This window comes from Stagnimonas sp. FW305-C-60 (assembly GCF_058782965.1).
In genome coordinates, this window is the sequence record NZ_JBYSYF010000004.1 from 129,852 (window position 1) to 146,124 (window position 16,273).

Here is a 16,273-nt window from a genome sequence, read left to right on the forward strand (position 1 = left end):
CGGCTCCGCCCGCCCGCCGCCCAGGCGGGCGGGGCGGCCAAACCGGGCTGACTCGGTGACTCAGGGCTCGGTTCACCCGGGTGAGCGATGACGTAGGGGGCGGCTGCGGGTAAAATCCCGCCGGTTTTCAGTGCCCTAAAGACAATCCGAACGAGGTTTTTACGTGAACGAACAGATTCTCAACGCCACCGCCAAAGCCATGGTTGCCCCCGGCAAGGGCATTCTTGCCGCCGACGAGTCCACCGGCACCATCAAGAAGCGCTTCGACAAGATCGGCGTGGAGAACATCGAGGCCAACCGTCAGGCCTACCGCGACATGCTGTTCACCACCCCCGGCTTCGAGCAGCACACCTCCGGCGTGATCCTGTTCGAGGAGACCCTGTTCCAGAAGAGCCTGGCCGGCGTGCCGTTCCCGGAACTCCTGGCCTCCAAGGGCGTGATCCCCGGCATTAAGGTCGACAAGGGTGCCCAGCCCCTGGCCGGCGGCGGCCTGGAAGAAACCATCACCGAAGGCCTCGACGGCCTGCGCGAGCGTCTGCAGAAGTACAAGGCCGCCGGCGCCCGCTTCGCCAAGTGGCGCGCGGTCATCACCATCAACGAAGAAGCCCCGAGCGACTACGCCATCCACGTCAACGCCCACGCCCTGGCCCGCTACGCCGCGCTCTGCCAGGAAGCCGACATCGTGCCGATCGTCGAGCCGGAAGTGCTGATGGATGGCGACAACAGCATCGAGGTCTGTGAGGAAGTCACCGACATCGTGCTCGACGCCGTGTTCGCCGAGCTGTCCGCCCAGCAGGTGCTGCTGGAAGGCATCGTGCTCAAGCCCAACATGGTGGTGCCCGGCATCAAGTGCCCCGAGCAGGCCAGCGTGCAGGAAGTCGCCGAAGCCACGCTGCGCGTGCTCAAGCGCCGCGTGCCGATCGCCGTCCCCGGTATCGCCTTCCTCTCCGGCGGCCAGAGCGACGAACTCGCCACTGCCCACCTGGATGCCATGAACAAGATCGGCGGCTTCACCTGGGGCCTGACCTTCAGCTACGGCCGCGCCCTGCAGGCCGCCGCGCTCAAGGCCTGGGGTGGCAGCAACGTGGAAGCCGGCAAGGCCGCCCACCTGCACCGCGCCAAGATGAACGGCCTCGCCGCGCTGGGTAAGTGGGACAAGTCGCTGGAGAAGGCGGCCTAAAGCTGGTCTCCTGCGCCGCACTGCGGCGACCATGACCTCGTAGGTCAAGCCCGCTGGTATCGGAAGATGCCGGCGGGTTTTATCGTTGGGGCGATGAAAAACCTGCTCTTCCTGCTTGGCTTCGGCTTTCTGGCCAGCCACGAACTCGATGCCGTGACCCAGTCGGAGTGGCGTCTGCTCTACGTATTGCGCAGTCTGCCGGACCGGTTTGCAGAGACCTTGTTCGTGGCACTGCATGTGCCGTTGTTCGCGCTGATTGTCTGGCTCTGCCATCACCCGCGAGAGCGCCTTCGCGAGGGTAGTCGTCTGGCGCTGGCGATGTTCCTGATGATCCATGTCGGTCTGCATCTGCGCTTGCAGGCCGACCCGCTTTATAGCTTCCACGATCTGCTGTCGAAGTGCCTGATCTTGGGTGGCGGCATCTGCGGTCTGCTCTACTTGTTGCGGTTCCGTAGCGAACGCCGGTCAGCATGACGGCGGCGTCATCGGGTAGTCAGATCCGCAGGAATCGTTTCTAAGACCATGAAAGTCATCGAATACGACCGCTACGGCGGCCCCGAGGTCATCGAGCTGCGTGACAGGCCGGAGCCGCAGCCGGCGGCTGGCGAGGTGCTGGTGCGCATCCACGCCGCCGCGCTCAACCCCAAGGACGCCTTGGTACGCGCCGGCAAGTTCAAGCTGCTGTCGGGTGCGGACTTTCCCAAGCGCATGGGCTACGACTTTGCCGGTGTCGTGGCGGCACTGGGCGCCGGGGTGACCGGGCTGGAAGTCGGGCAGGGCGTCTACGGCATGATCAATAGCTGGAAGGCCGGCGCCTTTGCCCAGTACGCGGCGGTTCCGCAGGACGAGCTGGCGGTCCTTCCGCAGGGGCTGGACTACGCCCAGGCGGTGGCGATTCCGCTGTCGGCGCAGACGGCCCTGCAGGCGCTGCGTGATCTGGGCGGTGTCGGGCCGGGTGCGGAGGTGCTGATCCACGGCGCTTCCGGTGGCGTCGGCACGCTGGCGGTGCAGATCGCCAAGGCCCTGGGTGCCAGGGTGAGCGCGCTCTGCGGCGCGTATTCGGCGGAGCTGGTGCGCGGCCTGGGGGCCGATCAGGTCTATGACTACCGGCAGACGCCACCGTCCCAGGTGCCGGGGCGCTATGAAGTGTTCTTCGACGTGTTCGGCAACCAGAGCTTCGCGGCGATCAAGCCGCTGTTGACTGCGCGCGGTCGCTACGTCACCACCGTGCCCAACGCGCGCAACTTCCGCGACCATCTGCTCAGCCGGCTGTCGCCGCTGAAGCAGGCGCGGCTGGTGATCGTGCGCTCCAGGCGCGCCGACCTCGAACAACTGTCGGCCTGGGTGGCGCAGGGCCGGCTCCGGCCGCTGATCGCGGCGCGTTTGCCGCTCGCGGAAACCGCGCGGGCGCATGCGATGATTCAGGGCAAGAACACGCACGGCAAGATCGTGCTCGACATCCCCTGAGGAGCCCATGAGGCAATTGCAAGACAAGGTGGTCTGGATCACCGGCGCCAGCAGTGGCATCGGCGAGGCGCTGGCGATCAGCGCCGCCGAGCAGGGCGCCAAGCTGGTGCTGAGCGCCCGCCGCGAGACGGAGTTGCAGCGGGTGCGCGCGGCCTGCGTGAATCCGCAGAACGTCGCGCTGCTGCCGGTGGATCTCACCGCGTTCGATGCCGAGGCGCTGGCCGCCAAGGCCGCCGCCTTCTTCGGCCCGGTGGACGTGCTGGTCAACAACGCCGGCATCAGCCAGCGCAGCACCGTGCTGGAGACCAAGATGGAGGTCTACCGGCGCATCTTCGAGCTGGACTTCTTCGCCTGCGTCGCGCTGACCAAGGCGCTGCTGCCGGGCATGGTGGCGCGCAAGCGCGGCACGCTGGTGGTGATTTCCAGCGTGGTCGGCTACGTCGGAACGCCGCTGCGTTCCGGCTACGCCGCCGCCAAGCACGCGCTGCACGGCTTCTACGACGCGCTGCGTGCCGAGGTCTGGCGCGAAAACGTGCAGGTCACGCTGATCTGCCCCGGCTTCATCAAGACCAATGTCTCGCTCAACGCCATCACCGCCGACGGCGGCCAGCACGGCGTGATGGACGCCGGCCAGTTGCACGGCATGGAGCCGGCCGAATGCGCGCGGCAGATCTGGGCGGCGGTCGCTGCCGGCAGGGAGGAGGCCCTGATCGGCCGCAAGGAGGCGATCTTCGTGCGCCTCAAGCGCCATCTGCCTGCCCTGCTCAGCTACGCGATCAAGCGCGCCAAGGTGACCTGATGGCGGCTTCGCTGGCCGGCAAGCTGGTGGTCGCGCTGTCCTCGCGGGCGCTGTTCGACTTCGAGGAGGAGAACCGCGTCTTCGAGCAGACCGACGACCGCGCCTACATGCGCCTGCAGTTCGACCGCCTCGACACGCCGGCCAAGCCGGGTGTGGCGTTTCCGCTGGTGCAGAAGCTACTGGCCTTCAACAGCGCCGAGCAGCAGCGCGTCGAGGTGGTGATCCTCTCGCGCAACGATCCGGTCTCCGGCCTGCGGGTGCTGCGCTCGACCAAGGCGCATGGCCTGGCCATCGAGCGCTGCGTGTTCACCCGTGGGCGCTCGCCGTTCGGCTACCTGCGCTCGCTGCACGCGCATCTGTTCCTGTCGATGAACGAGGCCGACGTGCGCGATGCGCTCAATGCCGGCTTTCCCGCCGCGCGGGTCTATGCCGAGTCGGCGCGGGCGGCGGTGGCGCATCCGCACGAGATCCGCATCGCCTTCGACGGTGACGCCGTGCTGTTCTCCGACGAGGCCGAGCGGGTATTCCAGGCCAATGGCCTTGACGCCTTCCAGGCCCACGAGGCCGAGCGTTTCGCCACGCCGCTGCCGCCAGGGCCGTTCAAGCCGCTGCTGGAGGCCTTGCACCGTCTGCAAAGGGCGGGCGAGGGCGAGACCGTGGAGCCGGTGCCGCCGATGCGCCTGCGCACCGCCCTGGTCACCGCCCGCAGCGCGCCCGCGCACGAACGCGCCATCCGCACTCTGCTGGACTGGGGTCTGGAGGTGGACGAGGCGATGTTCCTGGGTGGGCTGGAGAAGAGCGCCTTCTTGCAGGAATTCGAGCCGGATTTCTTCTTCGACGACCAGACCCGCCATTGCGACGCCGCTGCCTTGGTGGTGCCTACCGGCCATGTCGCGGCCGGCGTCGTCAACGACTAGGGTGTGTTGGCATTTATTTCGTCGCTGCGGCCGAAGGCTGTTTTGGCGCAGTGCAAGGAAGCCAGAGAGGGGCATAGCGGTTCTATGGTCCTCTCTGGCTGACGCCGCAATGCGCCAAAACAGTCCGGCCCCGAAGGGTTGCGGCCAAAACCACGTCATGCTGCGTTGCCGGCCTAGCCAAGGCTTCAGCCTTGGCGTCGTTCGGCGCCTTACCTGACGCGGTTTTGACTCGCAACGCAGCGACGAAATAAATGCCAACACACCCTAGGAGCAGCGCATGCCCTTCGTATTGCTGATCAACGAGCCGCGCGGCCAGCGCGCCAGCCGCAGCGAGGCCGAGGGCCGCGCCGCCTACCAGCGCATGGTGGATTTCGGCGCCGGCCTGAAGGCGCGTGGCCTGCTGCTGGCGGTGGAGTCGCTGAAGTCGGACGAGGAGGGCGTGCGCCTGCAAAGGCGCGAGGGCCGCGACCACCTGCTCGATGGCCCGTTCTCCGAGGCCAGGGAGATGGTCGGCGGCTTCTTCCTGCTCAGTTGTAAGAGCCGCGAGGAAGCGCTGGCGATCGCCGCCGAATGCCCGGCGGCGGAATGGGCGACCGTCGAAGTGCGCGAAACCGGGCCTTGCTTTCTGTAGCGAGGCCGCGCCCGACGCCAGCGCGTTGGGAAAGCGCGGCTAGGCCGCGAGCTGTTGCGCCAGCAATTCCAGCACCCGCTGCTCGGCCCAGCTATCCAGCTTCCAGTTTTCGATGAAGCCGCAGTGGCCGCCGCGTTCGGTGGCGGCGTAGGCGACGACCTTGCCGCCGGCCTTGAGCCCCTCGAAGTCGGCCGGCGGGCACACCGAATCGTCTCTGGCGGTGAGGATCGCCAGCGGCTGCGGGCTGGCCATCAGCATCACCGGCGTCAGGGTGTACTGCTCCAGATAGTGATCGAGCGTCTCGAACTCGGTGTGGTCCTCGACGAAGGCGCGGGTGATCTCGGTGAAGTCGTCGATGGCGCGGTGGCGGCTGAAGTCGTAACGGCCCGGGAAGGCGGCGGCCTTGGCGTCCATGGTCTTGCGCCACTTGTCGAGGAAGTAGCGGTTGACCAGCTTGGGCCCCTGGTTGATGCCGATCAGCGTCGAGCGCGGATTGATCGCCGGCGAGATGCCGATGCTGAGTCGCGGCCGCACGCCGTAGTCGCCACCGCGCAGCGCCATGCGCAGGGCGAAGTTGCCGCCCAGCGAGAAGCCGACCACGAACAGCGGCAGGCCGGGTTCCAGCGCCTGCGCCGCCAGCACGCCTTCGGCGACCTCGCGCAGGCGGGCGGAGTGGAACATCTGCTCGTTGAGGCCGTGGTGGGTGCTGCCGTGGTCGCGCATGCACAGCCGCACCAGGGCGTAGCCGGCGCGGTGCAGCGTGCAGGCGAGCCCGTAGAGGTAGCTGGAATCCTGACCACCTTCCCAGCCGTGGATCAGTACCACCAGCGCCTTCGCGCCGGGGCTGGGTGTGTGCCAGCCGGTGAGGGTGACGGGCGAGCCTTGCTCGTCCTGAACCTGGAAGTGGTGCAGGCTCGACAGCGCATTGAGATCCAGGCCGCGCCTACGCCACAGCCAGCGCACCGGGCGCTTGCTGGCCAGTACCGATTGCAGGAAGGCGGAACGCAGGCCCGGGGCGGGCGAGAACGAAGGGACCACGGGCTGGCTTGAGTGCAGGACGATGGCCGATGGTAGAGCGGCGCGGGCGCCGCGGCTATCAGGCGCCGGCGCGGACCTCACTGACCAACTGCGGCAGTTCCGCGAGCGCCTCGCGGTTGTCGTGCTGCCAGGGATGGAAGCCGGGCTTGAAGTAGGCGAACCAGGCCGGCGCCAGCGCCAGCCAGGCGGCGGGCTTCACGAACAGGAAACAGAACAGGCGCAGATAGCCGCGCAGATGGCCTTCCTTCGGGTGAGCGGCGCGGGCCATGCGGGCGTGGAAGATGGCGGTGAACAGCCAGAAGAACCAACTCGTCTGGATCAGACCCCAGCAGCGCTTCAGGTAGCTGCCGAGGGTGTTGGGCATCACCGCCTTCCAGACATCGAAAGCCACCGCCTTGTGCTCGGTTTCCTCCAGCGCGTGCCAGCGCCAGAGGCGGACGTAGTCGGGCGCCGAGGCCGAGCCGCCCAGCACCTCCGGCGTGCGCAGCAGGTGCGCGGCCATGATCGCGGTGAGGTGCTCCAGGGCGATAGTCATCGACAACTGCATCGACGGCGGAAAGATCTTGTGCGCCATCTTCAGGCGGTTGAGCGAGAAGGTCTCGATGCTCTCCGCGGGCAGGCCGGCCTCCTGCATGAGCTGGTTGTAGACCCGGTGCTCGCGGCCGTGCATGGCCTCCTGGCCGATGAAGCCGGCAACCGCCTCCTGCAAGACAGGATCGCGGACGCGGTCACGGTAGTGGCGCACGGCCTGGATGAAGAACTTCTCGCCCTCGGGGAAGTACAGCGACATGGTGTTGAAGAACTGGCTGACATGCACGCCCCGGCTGTGCCAGTCGTTGATGCGGCTGGCGTCGAGCGGAAAATGCAGGTCACGGCGCTGCGGCTGGGGGTTGCTCATGGCGGGCTCCTCGTCATGCACGGCGATGATGGCACGCTACGCCCGCGCTGGCTGCCGACCTATGGCCTTGGTGACATTCGCCGATGGCGATGTGGCCCTGCGTAATCTGGCTGACCGGGCCGTTGCCGCCGGGTGTCGTTGGGGAGGCGGTGAGCCAAGGCCCGGAGATGGAGCGCCTTGGAAAGCCCCCGGAAACGCAGTACCGTCACTTGCAGAGCATCGCGAGTCGGGAAATCGCCACCATGAAACAGCGAACGGCTCACTGCCGAAACGAATCTCGAAAAGTCACCTGCCAAGTTCACTGGCTTCGGCAGAGGCAGTTTTCTAAAGCAACGTTAGGCGACTAATGAGGCGCCAATGGAAGGCCTAAATAATCGACGCAATTGGAACATCGCTGATCCGAATGAAGGCATTTCGCTAGAGTCAATTCAGCCGCTGTCGTCCCGAGCTGAATCGCTTATTGCTCGGTCGACATCGTCGCTCCTGCGCGAGCACTTCATCCAGATCCATGGCGTCGCCTCGATCCTGTCGGGCCTTACATATCACCATGACCGCTTCGCATTGCTACGCGCGGCGTTGAAGCCACGGTTCGGAAATGACTACGGCCCAATTCGGCATGAGGCGGTAGCCTGGGTAAATCGAGTTGGCCAGCTCTATTACTTCGTCAATTCGCAATTGGTGCGATCAAGGCTTGGTGGCGTCTCCATTCCTACCGTGGAAAACATGATGCCATTCCGCCACAAGCACACAGCGCACAGGTCCTTTGATGCACCGCGAGATGAGGACAGCGCCGGCACAAAGGTACTGCACGCGATGTCCATGTCCGACACCGGCGGAATTCTTTGGACACCAAAGAGTATGGGGACCAAGCCGGGCGACATCTCAACCCCTCCCGTCGACACACACTACCTGTCCTTCCAGATTCGCGGCAAGGACAATCGGGTTCACAATTTCGCACTGGAACGGGATCATCCACTCGTGCTGGGGGAAGGCTATGACGTCCTCTCAAGACTGCTTGCAAGCGATACCGCCTAACCACACGCGGCACCGGGCGCGTTGAGCCTGAAAAGGCAGATGCGACCAAGAGCGGCCCACCAGCTGGCGGACCGAGCTACCGCATCAGCCGCAGCAACGTTCCCTCATAAATCGCCGACAGCCGGTCGAGGTCGGCGACGATCACGTGCTCGTTGATCTTGTGGATGGAGTCGTTCACCGGCCCGATCTCCAGCGTCTGCGCGCCCCAGGGGCTGATGAAGCGGGCGTCGCTGGTGCCGCCGCCGGTGAACAGCTCGGGGCTCAGGCCGGTGACTTCGGCGATCGCGGCCTGGGCGGCGGCGATGGCCGCGCCCTGCGCGGTCAGGAAGGGTTCGCCCGAGAGCTGCCACTGCAACTCGTAGCGCAGGCAGTGCTTATCGAGAATGGCGTGCACGCGTTCGCGCAGGCTGGCCTCGGTCGACTCGGTGCAGTAGCGGAAGTTGAATACCGCCACGCACTCGCCCGGCACCACGTTGTTGGCGCCGGTGCCGGCGTTGAGGTTGGAGACCTGGAACGAGGTCGGCGGGAAGTGGGCATTGCCGGCATCCCAGACCGTTGCCGCGAGTTCGGCCAGCGCCGGGGCGAAGCGGTGGATGGGGTTCTCGACCTTGTGCGGATAGGCAACATGCCCCTGCTTGCCGAACACCTTCAGCACGCCGTTCAGCGAGCCACGGCGGCCGATCATGATGCGGTCGCCCAACTGCTGGTTGCTGCTGGCCTCGCCGACGAGGGCGTAGTCCGGCTTGATCCCTCGCGCCGCCAGCACTTTCACCACATGGCGGGTGCCGTACTGCGCCAGGCCTTCCTCGTCGCTGGTGATGAGAAAGGCGAGCGTCCCTTGCACCGGTCCGGCGGCGAGCAGGCGCTCCACCGCGCAGATCATCGCCGCCAGGCCCGACTTCATGTCGGCGGCGCCACGGCCGTAGAGCACGCCCTCGCGGATTTCCGGCTGGAAGGGGTCGCTCTGCCACTGCTCCAGCGGGCCGGTGGGCACCACGTCGGTATGGCCGGCGAGGATGCTCAAGGGCGCGCCGCTGCCGTAGGTGGCCCAGAGATTGGTGACGCCGCCCTCGTCGATCCACTCGATGGCGAAGCCCAGCCGGCGCAGGCGCTCGGCAATCAAGGCGCAGCAGCCAGCGTCGTCGGGCGTCAGCGAGCGGCGGGCGATGAGCTGGGTGGTGAGTTCGAGGACGGGTGAGTCGTAGGGCATTGCGGTGGCAGCAGGGAGAATGATTTAGAGACCGATCAGGCGGCGCAGGCCGCCCGCGGTTTTGTCGCGCAGGGCGGCGCCCTGCTCGGTGAGTCGTATCGCCAGCGGGTCGCCCAGGCGCAGTTCGATCAGCCCGGCCTTCCAGAGCAGATCGAGGCTGTGCAGCAGGCTGTCGCGGCTATGCCGCCAGTCGGTCTCCAGACCGGTGAACGAATGCCATTCGACCGCCGTGCCGCGGAACAGGGCCAGACCCTTGCGGCGCAGGTCCTCATCGTTGTGGCCGTGGTCTTCCAGCTCGGTGAGCGGCTCGGCGAGTTCCAGCAGGGCGGCCGGCGTCAGCGGCGCGCTGGCATAGGCGTAGCCGGCTTCGGTCAGCCGCCAGTGCGGCTCGAAGCGCAGGCTGCTGTAGATCAGATAGCCGTCGCGCACCAGCACGTCGATGGCGGTGCGCAGATCGCCGGCGCGCAGGCCCATCTCCTGCCAGTAGCGCGACAGGGTCATGGCGATGATCTGGCTGCCCGGCTTGAGCTTGAGGTCGCGGTAGATGTCCAGCAGCTGGTTGCGCAGGCCGATCTCGGTGGGCGGCTGGCCGTGGGTGACGAAGCGCAGTGGCGGCGGCAGCTCGGCCGGCGGCGTGTGGGCCTGGCTGGCCGGCTCGGGCGCTGGTGCTGTTGCTGGTGCCGCCCGCGCGGCTGCACTGGACTGAGCCGGTGGTGCGGGTGTTGTCGCGCCTGCAGCCTGTTGCGGCACCCGCGCCGCGTCGAAGCAGCTCAACAGCTGGCTGTAGCCGCTGGCGGTGAAGCGCACATGCGGCGGCTCCAGATTGGGCGTGAGCGCGATCCGCTGGTGCTGGAACAGCCATTCCAGGCCATCGCGCAGGCCTGCCGGATCGCGGCCGCTGGTCTGCCACTTCTGCTGCAGCAGACTGGCGGGAACGCCATCGGAAACCCGCACGCTGTGCGCGTTCAGCCAGAGCAGGATGTCTTCGACGTCGTCGCTGGGTCGGTCGGCCATGGCGGAGGAACCGGGGGCAGGTGCCGCGACTATGGCGAGCCTCCGGGTGGCGGGCAAGCCGGGCGCGGATCGCTGGCGAGCAGGGCGTAGATGTGGCTGTCCAGATAGCGGTCGTGGAAGCGGTAGTTTTCGCGAAAGCGCGCCTCCAGCTGAAAGCCCAGGCGCTCCAGCACCGCGCGCGAGCGCTGGTTCTCGGGGTTGATGTTGGCCTCGACGCGGTGCAGGCCCAGGCCCTGGAAGGCGTGGTCCAGCATCGGCGCCAGCGCCCGGCTCAGATAGCCGCGCCCCCAGAACTCCGGCAGCAGGGTGTAGCCCAGCTCGGCAAGATTGTTGGCGCGATCAAAGCGCCAGAAGCCGGCGCTGCCCGCCGGCAAGCCGCTGGCGGCGTCGCGGATCAGCCAGATCGCCGCCGCGCCGCTGCGGTTGTCGTCGACCAGGCGTTGGGCAAAGGCCTGCGCCTCCTCGCGGCTCGTCAGCGGCTCGCGGTCGAGGTAGCGCAAAATCTCGGGGTCGCTGCGGCTGCGCAGCACGAAGTCGATCTCGGTCAGCCCCATCGGTTCGATGGCGACCCTGCCGTCACTCCAGCTGGGTAGGCGCGGCGCTGTGTCGCTCACGCTCAGTCGTCGCGCAGCAGGGCGTTGATGCCGGTCTTGGCGCGGGTCTGGGCGTCGACGCGCTTGACGATCACCGCGCAGGTGAGGCTGTAGCGGCCGCCGTCACGGGGCAGCGAACCCGGCACTACCACGCTGTAGGCCGGCACCCGGCCATAGCTGATCTCGCCGCTGGCGCGGTCGTAGATCGGGGTGGACTGGCCGATGAACACGCCCATCGACAGCACCGAACCCTTCTCCACCACCACGCCTTCCACCACCTCGGAGCGCGCGCCAATGAAGCAGTCGTCCTCGATGATGGTGGGGCTGGCCTGCAAGGGCTCCAGCACGCCGCCGATGCCGACGCCGCCGGAGAGATGCACGTTGGCGCCGATCTGGGCGCAGGAGCCGACGGTCGCCCAGGTGTCGACCATGGTGCCCTTGCCGACATAGGCGCCGATGTTGACGAAGCTGGGTGTCAGCACCACGCCGGGCGCGATGTAGGCGCCCTTGCGCACCATGGCCGGCGGCACCACGCGCGCGCCCTGGGCCCTGAACTGCTCCTCGGTCCAGTTGGCGAACTTCAGCGGCACCTTGTCGTAGCCCATCAAGGCGCCCATGGCCACCGGCGCGTTGTCGTGCAGGCGGAAGTACAGCAGCACCGCCTTCTTCAGCCACTCGTTCACCTTCCAGCCGTCGGCGCTGGGCTCGGCGACCCGGCCCCGGCCGCTGTCGAGCAGCTCGATGGCGGCGGCGACGGCGTCGCGGACACCGGTGTTGCTCTTGTCCAGGGTGTCGCGGCTGTCCCAGGCGGCTTCGATGGTGGTCTGCAGTGTGCTGTCGGTCATGAGTTCTGGAAGTTTTGGTATCGGGAAAATGCGTCACTCACCCCCCGGCCCCGCTCGCGCGGGTGGGAGCTGGTGCCGGTTAAGCCTCGGCGGGCCGGTCGAGCGTGCGGATCAGCACCTCGCGCAAGGCCTCCAGCGCGGTCTCGTCGGTGATCGCCTGGTGCTCACGGTCGGTGATGTAGAAGACGTCTTCGGCGCGCTCGCCGATGGTGGCGATCTTGGCGGCGTCGAGCAGGATGCCGCGCTTGTGGAACACCCGGCCGATCAAGGACAGCAGACCCGGCTGGTCGGCCGCCACCAGCTCCAGCACGGTGCGGTTGCGGGCGCTGTCCTGGCTGATGTGGACGCTGGTCGGGGTATTGAAGTGCTTGAGCTTGGCCGGCAGCCGGCGGTTGACGTCGACCACGGTCATGCTCGGGTCGGCGATCACCTTCACCAGCCGCTCGGCGATCTCGGCGAAGCGGTGCGGATTGTTGATCTGCGAACCGTCGGCCTCCAGCACCACGTAGCTGTCGAGCACATGGCCGTCGGCGGTGGTGTGCAGGCGGGCGTCCAGAATGTTGAGACCCAGGCGCGCCAGCACGCCGGTGGTCAGGCCGAACAGATGGTCACGGTCGCGGCAGTAGAGAAACACCGTGGTGCCGCGGTCCTCGAAGTTCTTCGCCACCACCACCGGCGCCTCGCCGGCACGCAGGATCTCCGGCAGATGCCAGGCCAGCTCATCCGGCGTGTGGCGCAGGAAGTAGTCGGTGTCGAAGCGCGCCCAGACCGCCTTCGCGACCTCGCTTTCGATGCCCTGCTGCGCCAGCCGCGCCAGCGCCTGGGCGCGATGGATGCCGGCGCGCTCTTCTAGGGTGTAGACGCTGCCGATGCCTTTTTCCAGCGCCCGCGCGGTGGCCTTGTAGAGCTCCTTGAGCAGCGAGTCGCGCCAGCTGTTCCAGAGCTTGGGATTGGTGCCGCGGATGTCGGAGACGGTGAGTAGGTAGAGGTAGTCCAGGCGCTCGCGGGTCTGCACGCGCTCGCTGAAGTGCGCGACCACCTGCGGATCCTGCACGTCCTGCTTCTGCGCGGTGAGCGACATGAGGAGGTGGTTCTGCACCAGCCAGCCAACCAGTTCGGCGTTGGCGTGGGAGAGGCCGTGCTCGATACAGAACTTCTCGGCATCGACCGCGCCCAGCTCGGAGTGGTCGCCACCGCGGCCCTTGGCGAGGTCGTGATGGAAGGCGGCGAGGTAGAGCAGCTCGGGCTTGGACAGGCGCTCCAGCACCTCAGAGGCGAACGGCAGCTCGTGGCGGAACATCGGCATCGCCAGCCGGCGGGCGTTGCGCACCACGTAGAGGATGTGTTCGTCCACCGTCAGGGTGTGGAACAGGTCGTACTGCATGTGGCCGACGATCTTGCCGAAGGCCGGCAGGTAGCGGCCCAGGACGCCGTAGCGGTTCATCCGCCGCAGGCCGTGTGTGAGGCCGTCGCCGACCCGGAACAGGTCGATGAACAGGCCGCGCGCGCGCCGGTCCTGGCGCACGTTGTCATCGAGCAGGCGCAGGTCGCGGCGGATCATCCGCAGGGTTTCGGCGCGCACGCTCTCGACCTCGGGATGCGTCTGCATCAGATGAAAGATCTCGATCAGCGCCCAGGGCTGGCTCTTGAACACCTGGTCGTCGCGCGCCTCGATGACACCATTGCGTAGCTGGAAGCGGGCGTTGAGCAGGTTCACTTCCGCCGGGTCGTCGTGCTTGCCGAGGATGGCCTCCTCGAACAGCTGCAGCAGCATGTCGTTGAGGCAGCTCAGCGACTTGATGGTGCGGTAGTAGAGCTGCATGAACTGCTCGACCGCGCGATTGTCCTGGCGCTGTCCTTCCTCGGGCGGCAGGTCGACGTAGCCGAACAGGCTGGCGATGCGGATCTGGTGGTCGAACAGCAGCCGGTCTTCATGGCGGCCGGTGACCATGTGCAGGGCGAAGCGCACCCGCCAGAGAAAGTCCTGGCCGGCAAACAGCTCGTCGCATTCCTGCTTGGTGAGAAAGCCGACGTCGCGCAGCTCGGCGAGCGAGGTGGCGCCGAAATGGCGCTTGGCCACCCAGGCGATGGTGTGGATGTCGCGCAGGCCGCCAGGCGATTCCTTGACGTTGGGCTCCAGCTTGTAGCCGCTGTCGTCGTACTTGGCGTGGCGGCGCCGCTGCTCGTCGAGCTTGGCGTGGAAGAACTTCGCCACCGGCCACATGTGCTCAGGCCCGATCTGCTCGGCCAGCTCCTGGGCCAGCCGCGGGTCGCCGGTGAGCAGGCGCGACTCCAGCAGGTTGGTGATGACGGTGAGGTCTTCGGCGGCGATCCGCGCGCAGTCGGCGACGGTGCGCACGCTGGAGCCGACTTCCAGGCCGATGTCCCAGAGAAAGGCGAAGAAGGGTTCCAGCTTGCTCTTGTAGGTGTCGAGCGCGTCGGCGTCGTGCAGCAGCAGGAGGTCGATGTCGGAATGCGGCAGCAGCTCGCCGCGGCCGTAGCCGCCGACTGCCAGCAAAGCCAGACCGGGGGCGGACTTGCCGACGTGGCGCTCCCAGGCCTCGCGCAGCAGCTCGTCGATCAGCAGCGCGCGGGCGCGCACCAGTACATCAGCCGGCGCGCCGTCGTGGAACAGCCCGTAGAGCCGCTCCTTGCCCCAGGCCAGGGTGTCCTTGAACACCGCGACCGGCGACTTGCCGGGCGCGCGCAGGCGGCCGCGCACCTTGCGCGTCGAAAACACCTCGGCGGCGGTGTCTTCGGCGAGGTCGAGTTCGGCGCTCATGCGGAGGCGCCGGCGGGGCAGGGCGCGCGGCGCGCTGGGGTCACAGGGTCTCCCCCTCGCGCAGCGTCAGCACTTCCACCCCGGTGTTGGTGACCAGCACGGTGTGCTCCCACTGGGCGGACAGCGAGTGGTCCTTGGTGACTACGGTCCAGCCGTCCGGCAGCAGCCGGGTTTCGTGGCGGCCGGCGTTGACCATGGGCTCGATGGTGAAGGTCATACCCGCCTGCAATTCAATTCCCGTGCCGGGACGGCCGTGGTGCAGCACCTGCGGGTCTTCGTGGAAGACCCGGCCGATGCCGTGGCCGCAGTAGTCGCGCACCACCGAAAAGCCATTGGCCTCGATCACCCGCTGCACCGCGTAGCCGATGTCGCCCAGCCGGGCGCCCGGCTTGACCACCCGGATGCCGGCCAGCATCGATTCGCGGGCGACCTGCACCAGGCGTTTGGCCAGCACCGGCGGCTCGCCGACGCAGAACATATAGCTGGTGTCGCCGTGGAAGCCGTCCTTGATGACGGTGACGTCGATGTTGACGATGTCGCCGCGCTTGAGCGGCTTTTCGCCCGGGATGCCATGGCAGACCACATGGTTGATCGAGGTGCAGACCGACTTCGGGAACGGCGGTCGGCTGCCCGAGCCGCCATAACCCAGGGGCGCCGGGATGCTGCCCAGCTCGCCGGTGATGAACTCGTTGCAGAGCCGGTCGAGCTCCCCGGTGGTGACCCCGGACTTGACGTGGGGGGCGATGAATTCCAGCACGCGGGCGGCGGCGCGACCGGCGACGCGCATGGCGTCCTGTTCGGCGGGGGTTTTGATAGTTATGGTCATAGAACCCTGGTCTTGCGCTGCAACTCGTTGTTCCAAAAGGCCGCGCATGGTATAAAGCGCGCCCTCTGGAGGCAATCCCGCCGCTGGAGGCCCTAAAAATTGTTTCGGCAATCGAAGGGATCTCAAACCATTCGCGCGGCCTTTGGGTGCATCGATTTTTCGGTGTGCACCGCGCGATTAGCCATAACCCATAGGAGCTTGAAAATGTCGAATCTCACTATGCGCCAGTTGCTCGAGGCCGGTGCCCACTTCGGTCACCGCACGCGCTACTGGTCCCCGAAGATGGAAGCCTACATCTTCGGTGCCCGCAACCGTATCCACATCATCAACCTCGAGCAGACGCTGCCGCTGCTCAAGGACGCCTGCAATTTTGCCGGCAAGCTGGCCGCCAACGGTGGCCGCGTCCTGTTCGTCGGCACCAAGCGCGCCGCCCGCGACGTGGTGCAGGAAGAAGCCACCCGCGCCGGTATGCCCTACGTCAGCCAGCGCTGGCTGGGCGGCATGCTCACCAACTTCAAGACCGTCAAGCTTTCGATCAAGCGTCTGAAGGAAATGGAGAAGCAGGTCGAGGACGGCACCATCGGCCGCCTCAACAAGAAGGAACAGCTCAACTTCACCCGCGAGATCGAGAAGCTGCGCAAGTCCCTGGGCGGTATCAAGGACATGCCGAGTCTCCCCGACTGCCTGTTCATCATCGACACCGGCTACGAGAAGAACGCCGTCGCTGAGGCCAAGAAGCTGGGCATCCCGGTGATCGCGGTGGTCGACTCCAACAACGACCCGTCCGGCATCGAGTGCGTGATCCCCGGCAACGACGACGCCACCCGCGCGATCAAGGTGTACACCACCGCCATCGCCGAAGCGATCATCGAAGGCAAGGGCACCATCACCACCGCCCCGCGTCCGGAGCCCGTCGAGGGCGCCGACGAGGACAAGGCTGCCCGCAAGCCGCCGCGCCGTGACGACCGTGGCGCGCCGCGCCGTGGCGCCGCCCCCGGCCGTGGTGGCAAGCCCGCCGCTCGCACGGAGGCCTAAGCA

General features: G+C 67.0%; 16 protein-coding genes. 8 read left to right on the forward strand and 8 right to left on the reverse strand.

Annotated features, from left to right (window positions below):
• Nucleotides 1-163 precede the first annotated feature (163 nt).
• From AC3WT6_RS13560 to AC3WT6_RS13585, 6 genes are all read left to right on the forward strand, one after another.
• Nucleotides 164-1,180 carry a class I fructose-bisphosphate aldolase gene (locus tag AC3WT6_RS13560; protein ID WP_492654134.1) on the forward strand — a complete coding sequence of 339 codons (1,017 nt, stop codon included), beginning with the start codon at nucleotides 164-166 and terminating at the stop codon, nucleotides 1,178-1,180.
• A gap of 93 nt (nucleotides 1,181-1,273) precedes the next feature.
• Nucleotides 1,274-1,654 (forward strand): DUF6713 family protein, encoded by a 381-nt coding sequence (locus AC3WT6_RS13565; protein WP_492654135.1) that lies wholly within the window; start codon nucleotides 1,274-1,276, stop codon nucleotides 1,652-1,654.
• 48 nt (nucleotides 1,655-1,702) lie between these two features.
• A complete protein-coding gene (locus AC3WT6_RS13570) occupies nucleotides 1,703-2,647 on the forward strand; it encodes an NADP-dependent oxidoreductase (RefSeq protein WP_492654136.1) in 945 nt (314 codons plus the stop codon).
• Nucleotides 2,648-2,654: 7 nt separating this feature from the next.
• Nucleotides 2,655-3,446, forward strand: coding sequence for an SDR family oxidoreductase (locus tag AC3WT6_RS13575; protein WP_492654137.1), 792 nt, complete (start codon nucleotides 2,655-2,657; stop codon nucleotides 3,444-3,446).
• Entirely contained in the window at nucleotides 3,446-4,363 is a 918-nt protein-coding gene (locus tag AC3WT6_RS13580) for a 5'-nucleotidase (protein ID WP_492654138.1), read from the forward strand. The genes AC3WT6_RS13575 and AC3WT6_RS13580 overlap by 1 nt, the downstream gene beginning before the upstream one ends.
• A gap of 277 nt (nucleotides 4,364-4,640) precedes the next feature.
• Entirely contained in the window at nucleotides 4,641-4,994 is a 354-nt protein-coding gene (locus tag AC3WT6_RS13585; RefSeq protein WP_492654139.1) for a YciI family protein, read from the forward strand.
• Between the two features lie 39 nt (nucleotides 4,995-5,033).
• Here AC3WT6_RS13585 and AC3WT6_RS13590 read toward each other — a convergent pair whose 3' ends face one another.
• Nucleotides 5,034-6,032, reverse strand: a complete 999-nt coding sequence (locus tag AC3WT6_RS13590) for a YheT family hydrolase (protein WP_492654140.1) — start codon at nucleotides 6,030-6,032, stop codon at nucleotides 5,034-5,036.
• 58 nt (nucleotides 6,033-6,090) lie between these two features.
• Nucleotides 6,091-6,930: a metal-dependent hydrolase gene (locus AC3WT6_RS13595; protein WP_492654141.1), complete on the reverse strand. Its 840-nt coding sequence runs from the start codon at nucleotides 6,928-6,930 to the stop codon at nucleotides 6,091-6,093.
• A 357-nt stretch (nucleotides 6,931-7,287) separates the two neighbouring features.
• Between AC3WT6_RS13595 and AC3WT6_RS13600 the strand changes: the two genes are divergently transcribed.
• Nucleotides 7,288-7,965, forward strand: coding sequence for a hypothetical protein (locus AC3WT6_RS13600; protein ID WP_492654142.1), 678 nt, complete (start codon nucleotides 7,288-7,290; stop codon nucleotides 7,963-7,965).
• Between the two features lie 76 nt (nucleotides 7,966-8,041).
• On the opposite strand, the gene dapE is transcribed toward AC3WT6_RS13600, so the two are convergent.
• The 6 genes from dapE to map all read right to left on the reverse strand — a co-directional run bounded on the left by dapE (nucleotide 8,042) and on the right by map (nucleotide 15,235).
• A complete protein-coding gene (gene dapE, locus AC3WT6_RS13605) occupies nucleotides 8,042-9,175 on the reverse strand; it encodes a succinyl-diaminopimelate desuccinylase (protein ID WP_492654143.1) in 1,134 nt (377 codons plus the stop codon).
• Nucleotides 9,176-9,199: 24 nt separating this feature from the next.
• The gene (locus tag AC3WT6_RS13610) at nucleotides 9,200-10,189 is read right to left on the reverse strand and encodes a hypothetical protein (protein ID WP_492654144.1); all 990 of its coding nucleotides are present in this window, start codon (nucleotides 10,187-10,189) and stop codon (nucleotides 9,200-9,202) included.
• A 29-nt stretch (nucleotides 10,190-10,218) separates the two neighbouring features.
• Nucleotides 10,219-10,803 (reverse strand): GNAT family N-acetyltransferase, encoded by a 585-nt coding sequence (locus AC3WT6_RS13615; RefSeq protein ID WP_492654145.1) that lies wholly within the window; start codon nucleotides 10,801-10,803, stop codon nucleotides 10,219-10,221.
• A gap of 2 nt (nucleotides 10,804-10,805) precedes the next feature.
• Nucleotides 10,806-11,627: a 2,3,4,5-tetrahydropyridine-2,6-dicarboxylate N-succinyltransferase gene (gene dapD / locus AC3WT6_RS13620; protein WP_492654146.1), complete on the reverse strand. Its 822-nt coding sequence runs from the start codon at nucleotides 11,625-11,627 to the stop codon at nucleotides 10,806-10,808.
• A 79-nt stretch (nucleotides 11,628-11,706) separates the two neighbouring features.
• Nucleotides 11,707-14,409, reverse strand: a complete 2,703-nt coding sequence (gene glnD, locus AC3WT6_RS13625) for a [protein-PII] uridylyltransferase (RefSeq protein WP_492654147.1) — start codon at nucleotides 14,407-14,409, stop codon at nucleotides 11,707-11,709.
• A gap of 40 nt (nucleotides 14,410-14,449) precedes the next feature.
• Complete coding sequence (map, locus tag AC3WT6_RS13630; protein ID WP_492654148.1) at nucleotides 14,450-15,235, reverse strand: type I methionyl aminopeptidase; 786 nt, start codon at nucleotides 15,233-15,235, stop codon at nucleotides 14,450-14,452.
• A 204-nt stretch (nucleotides 15,236-15,439) separates the two neighbouring features.
• Here map and rpsB point away from each other — a divergent pair, with 204 nt between their 5' ends.
• Nucleotides 15,440-16,270: a 30S ribosomal protein S2 gene (rpsB, locus tag AC3WT6_RS13635; protein ID WP_492654149.1), complete on the forward strand. Its 831-nt coding sequence runs from the start codon at nucleotides 15,440-15,442 to the stop codon at nucleotides 16,268-16,270.
• The last annotated feature ends 3 nt before the right edge of the window (nucleotides 16,271-16,273 follow it).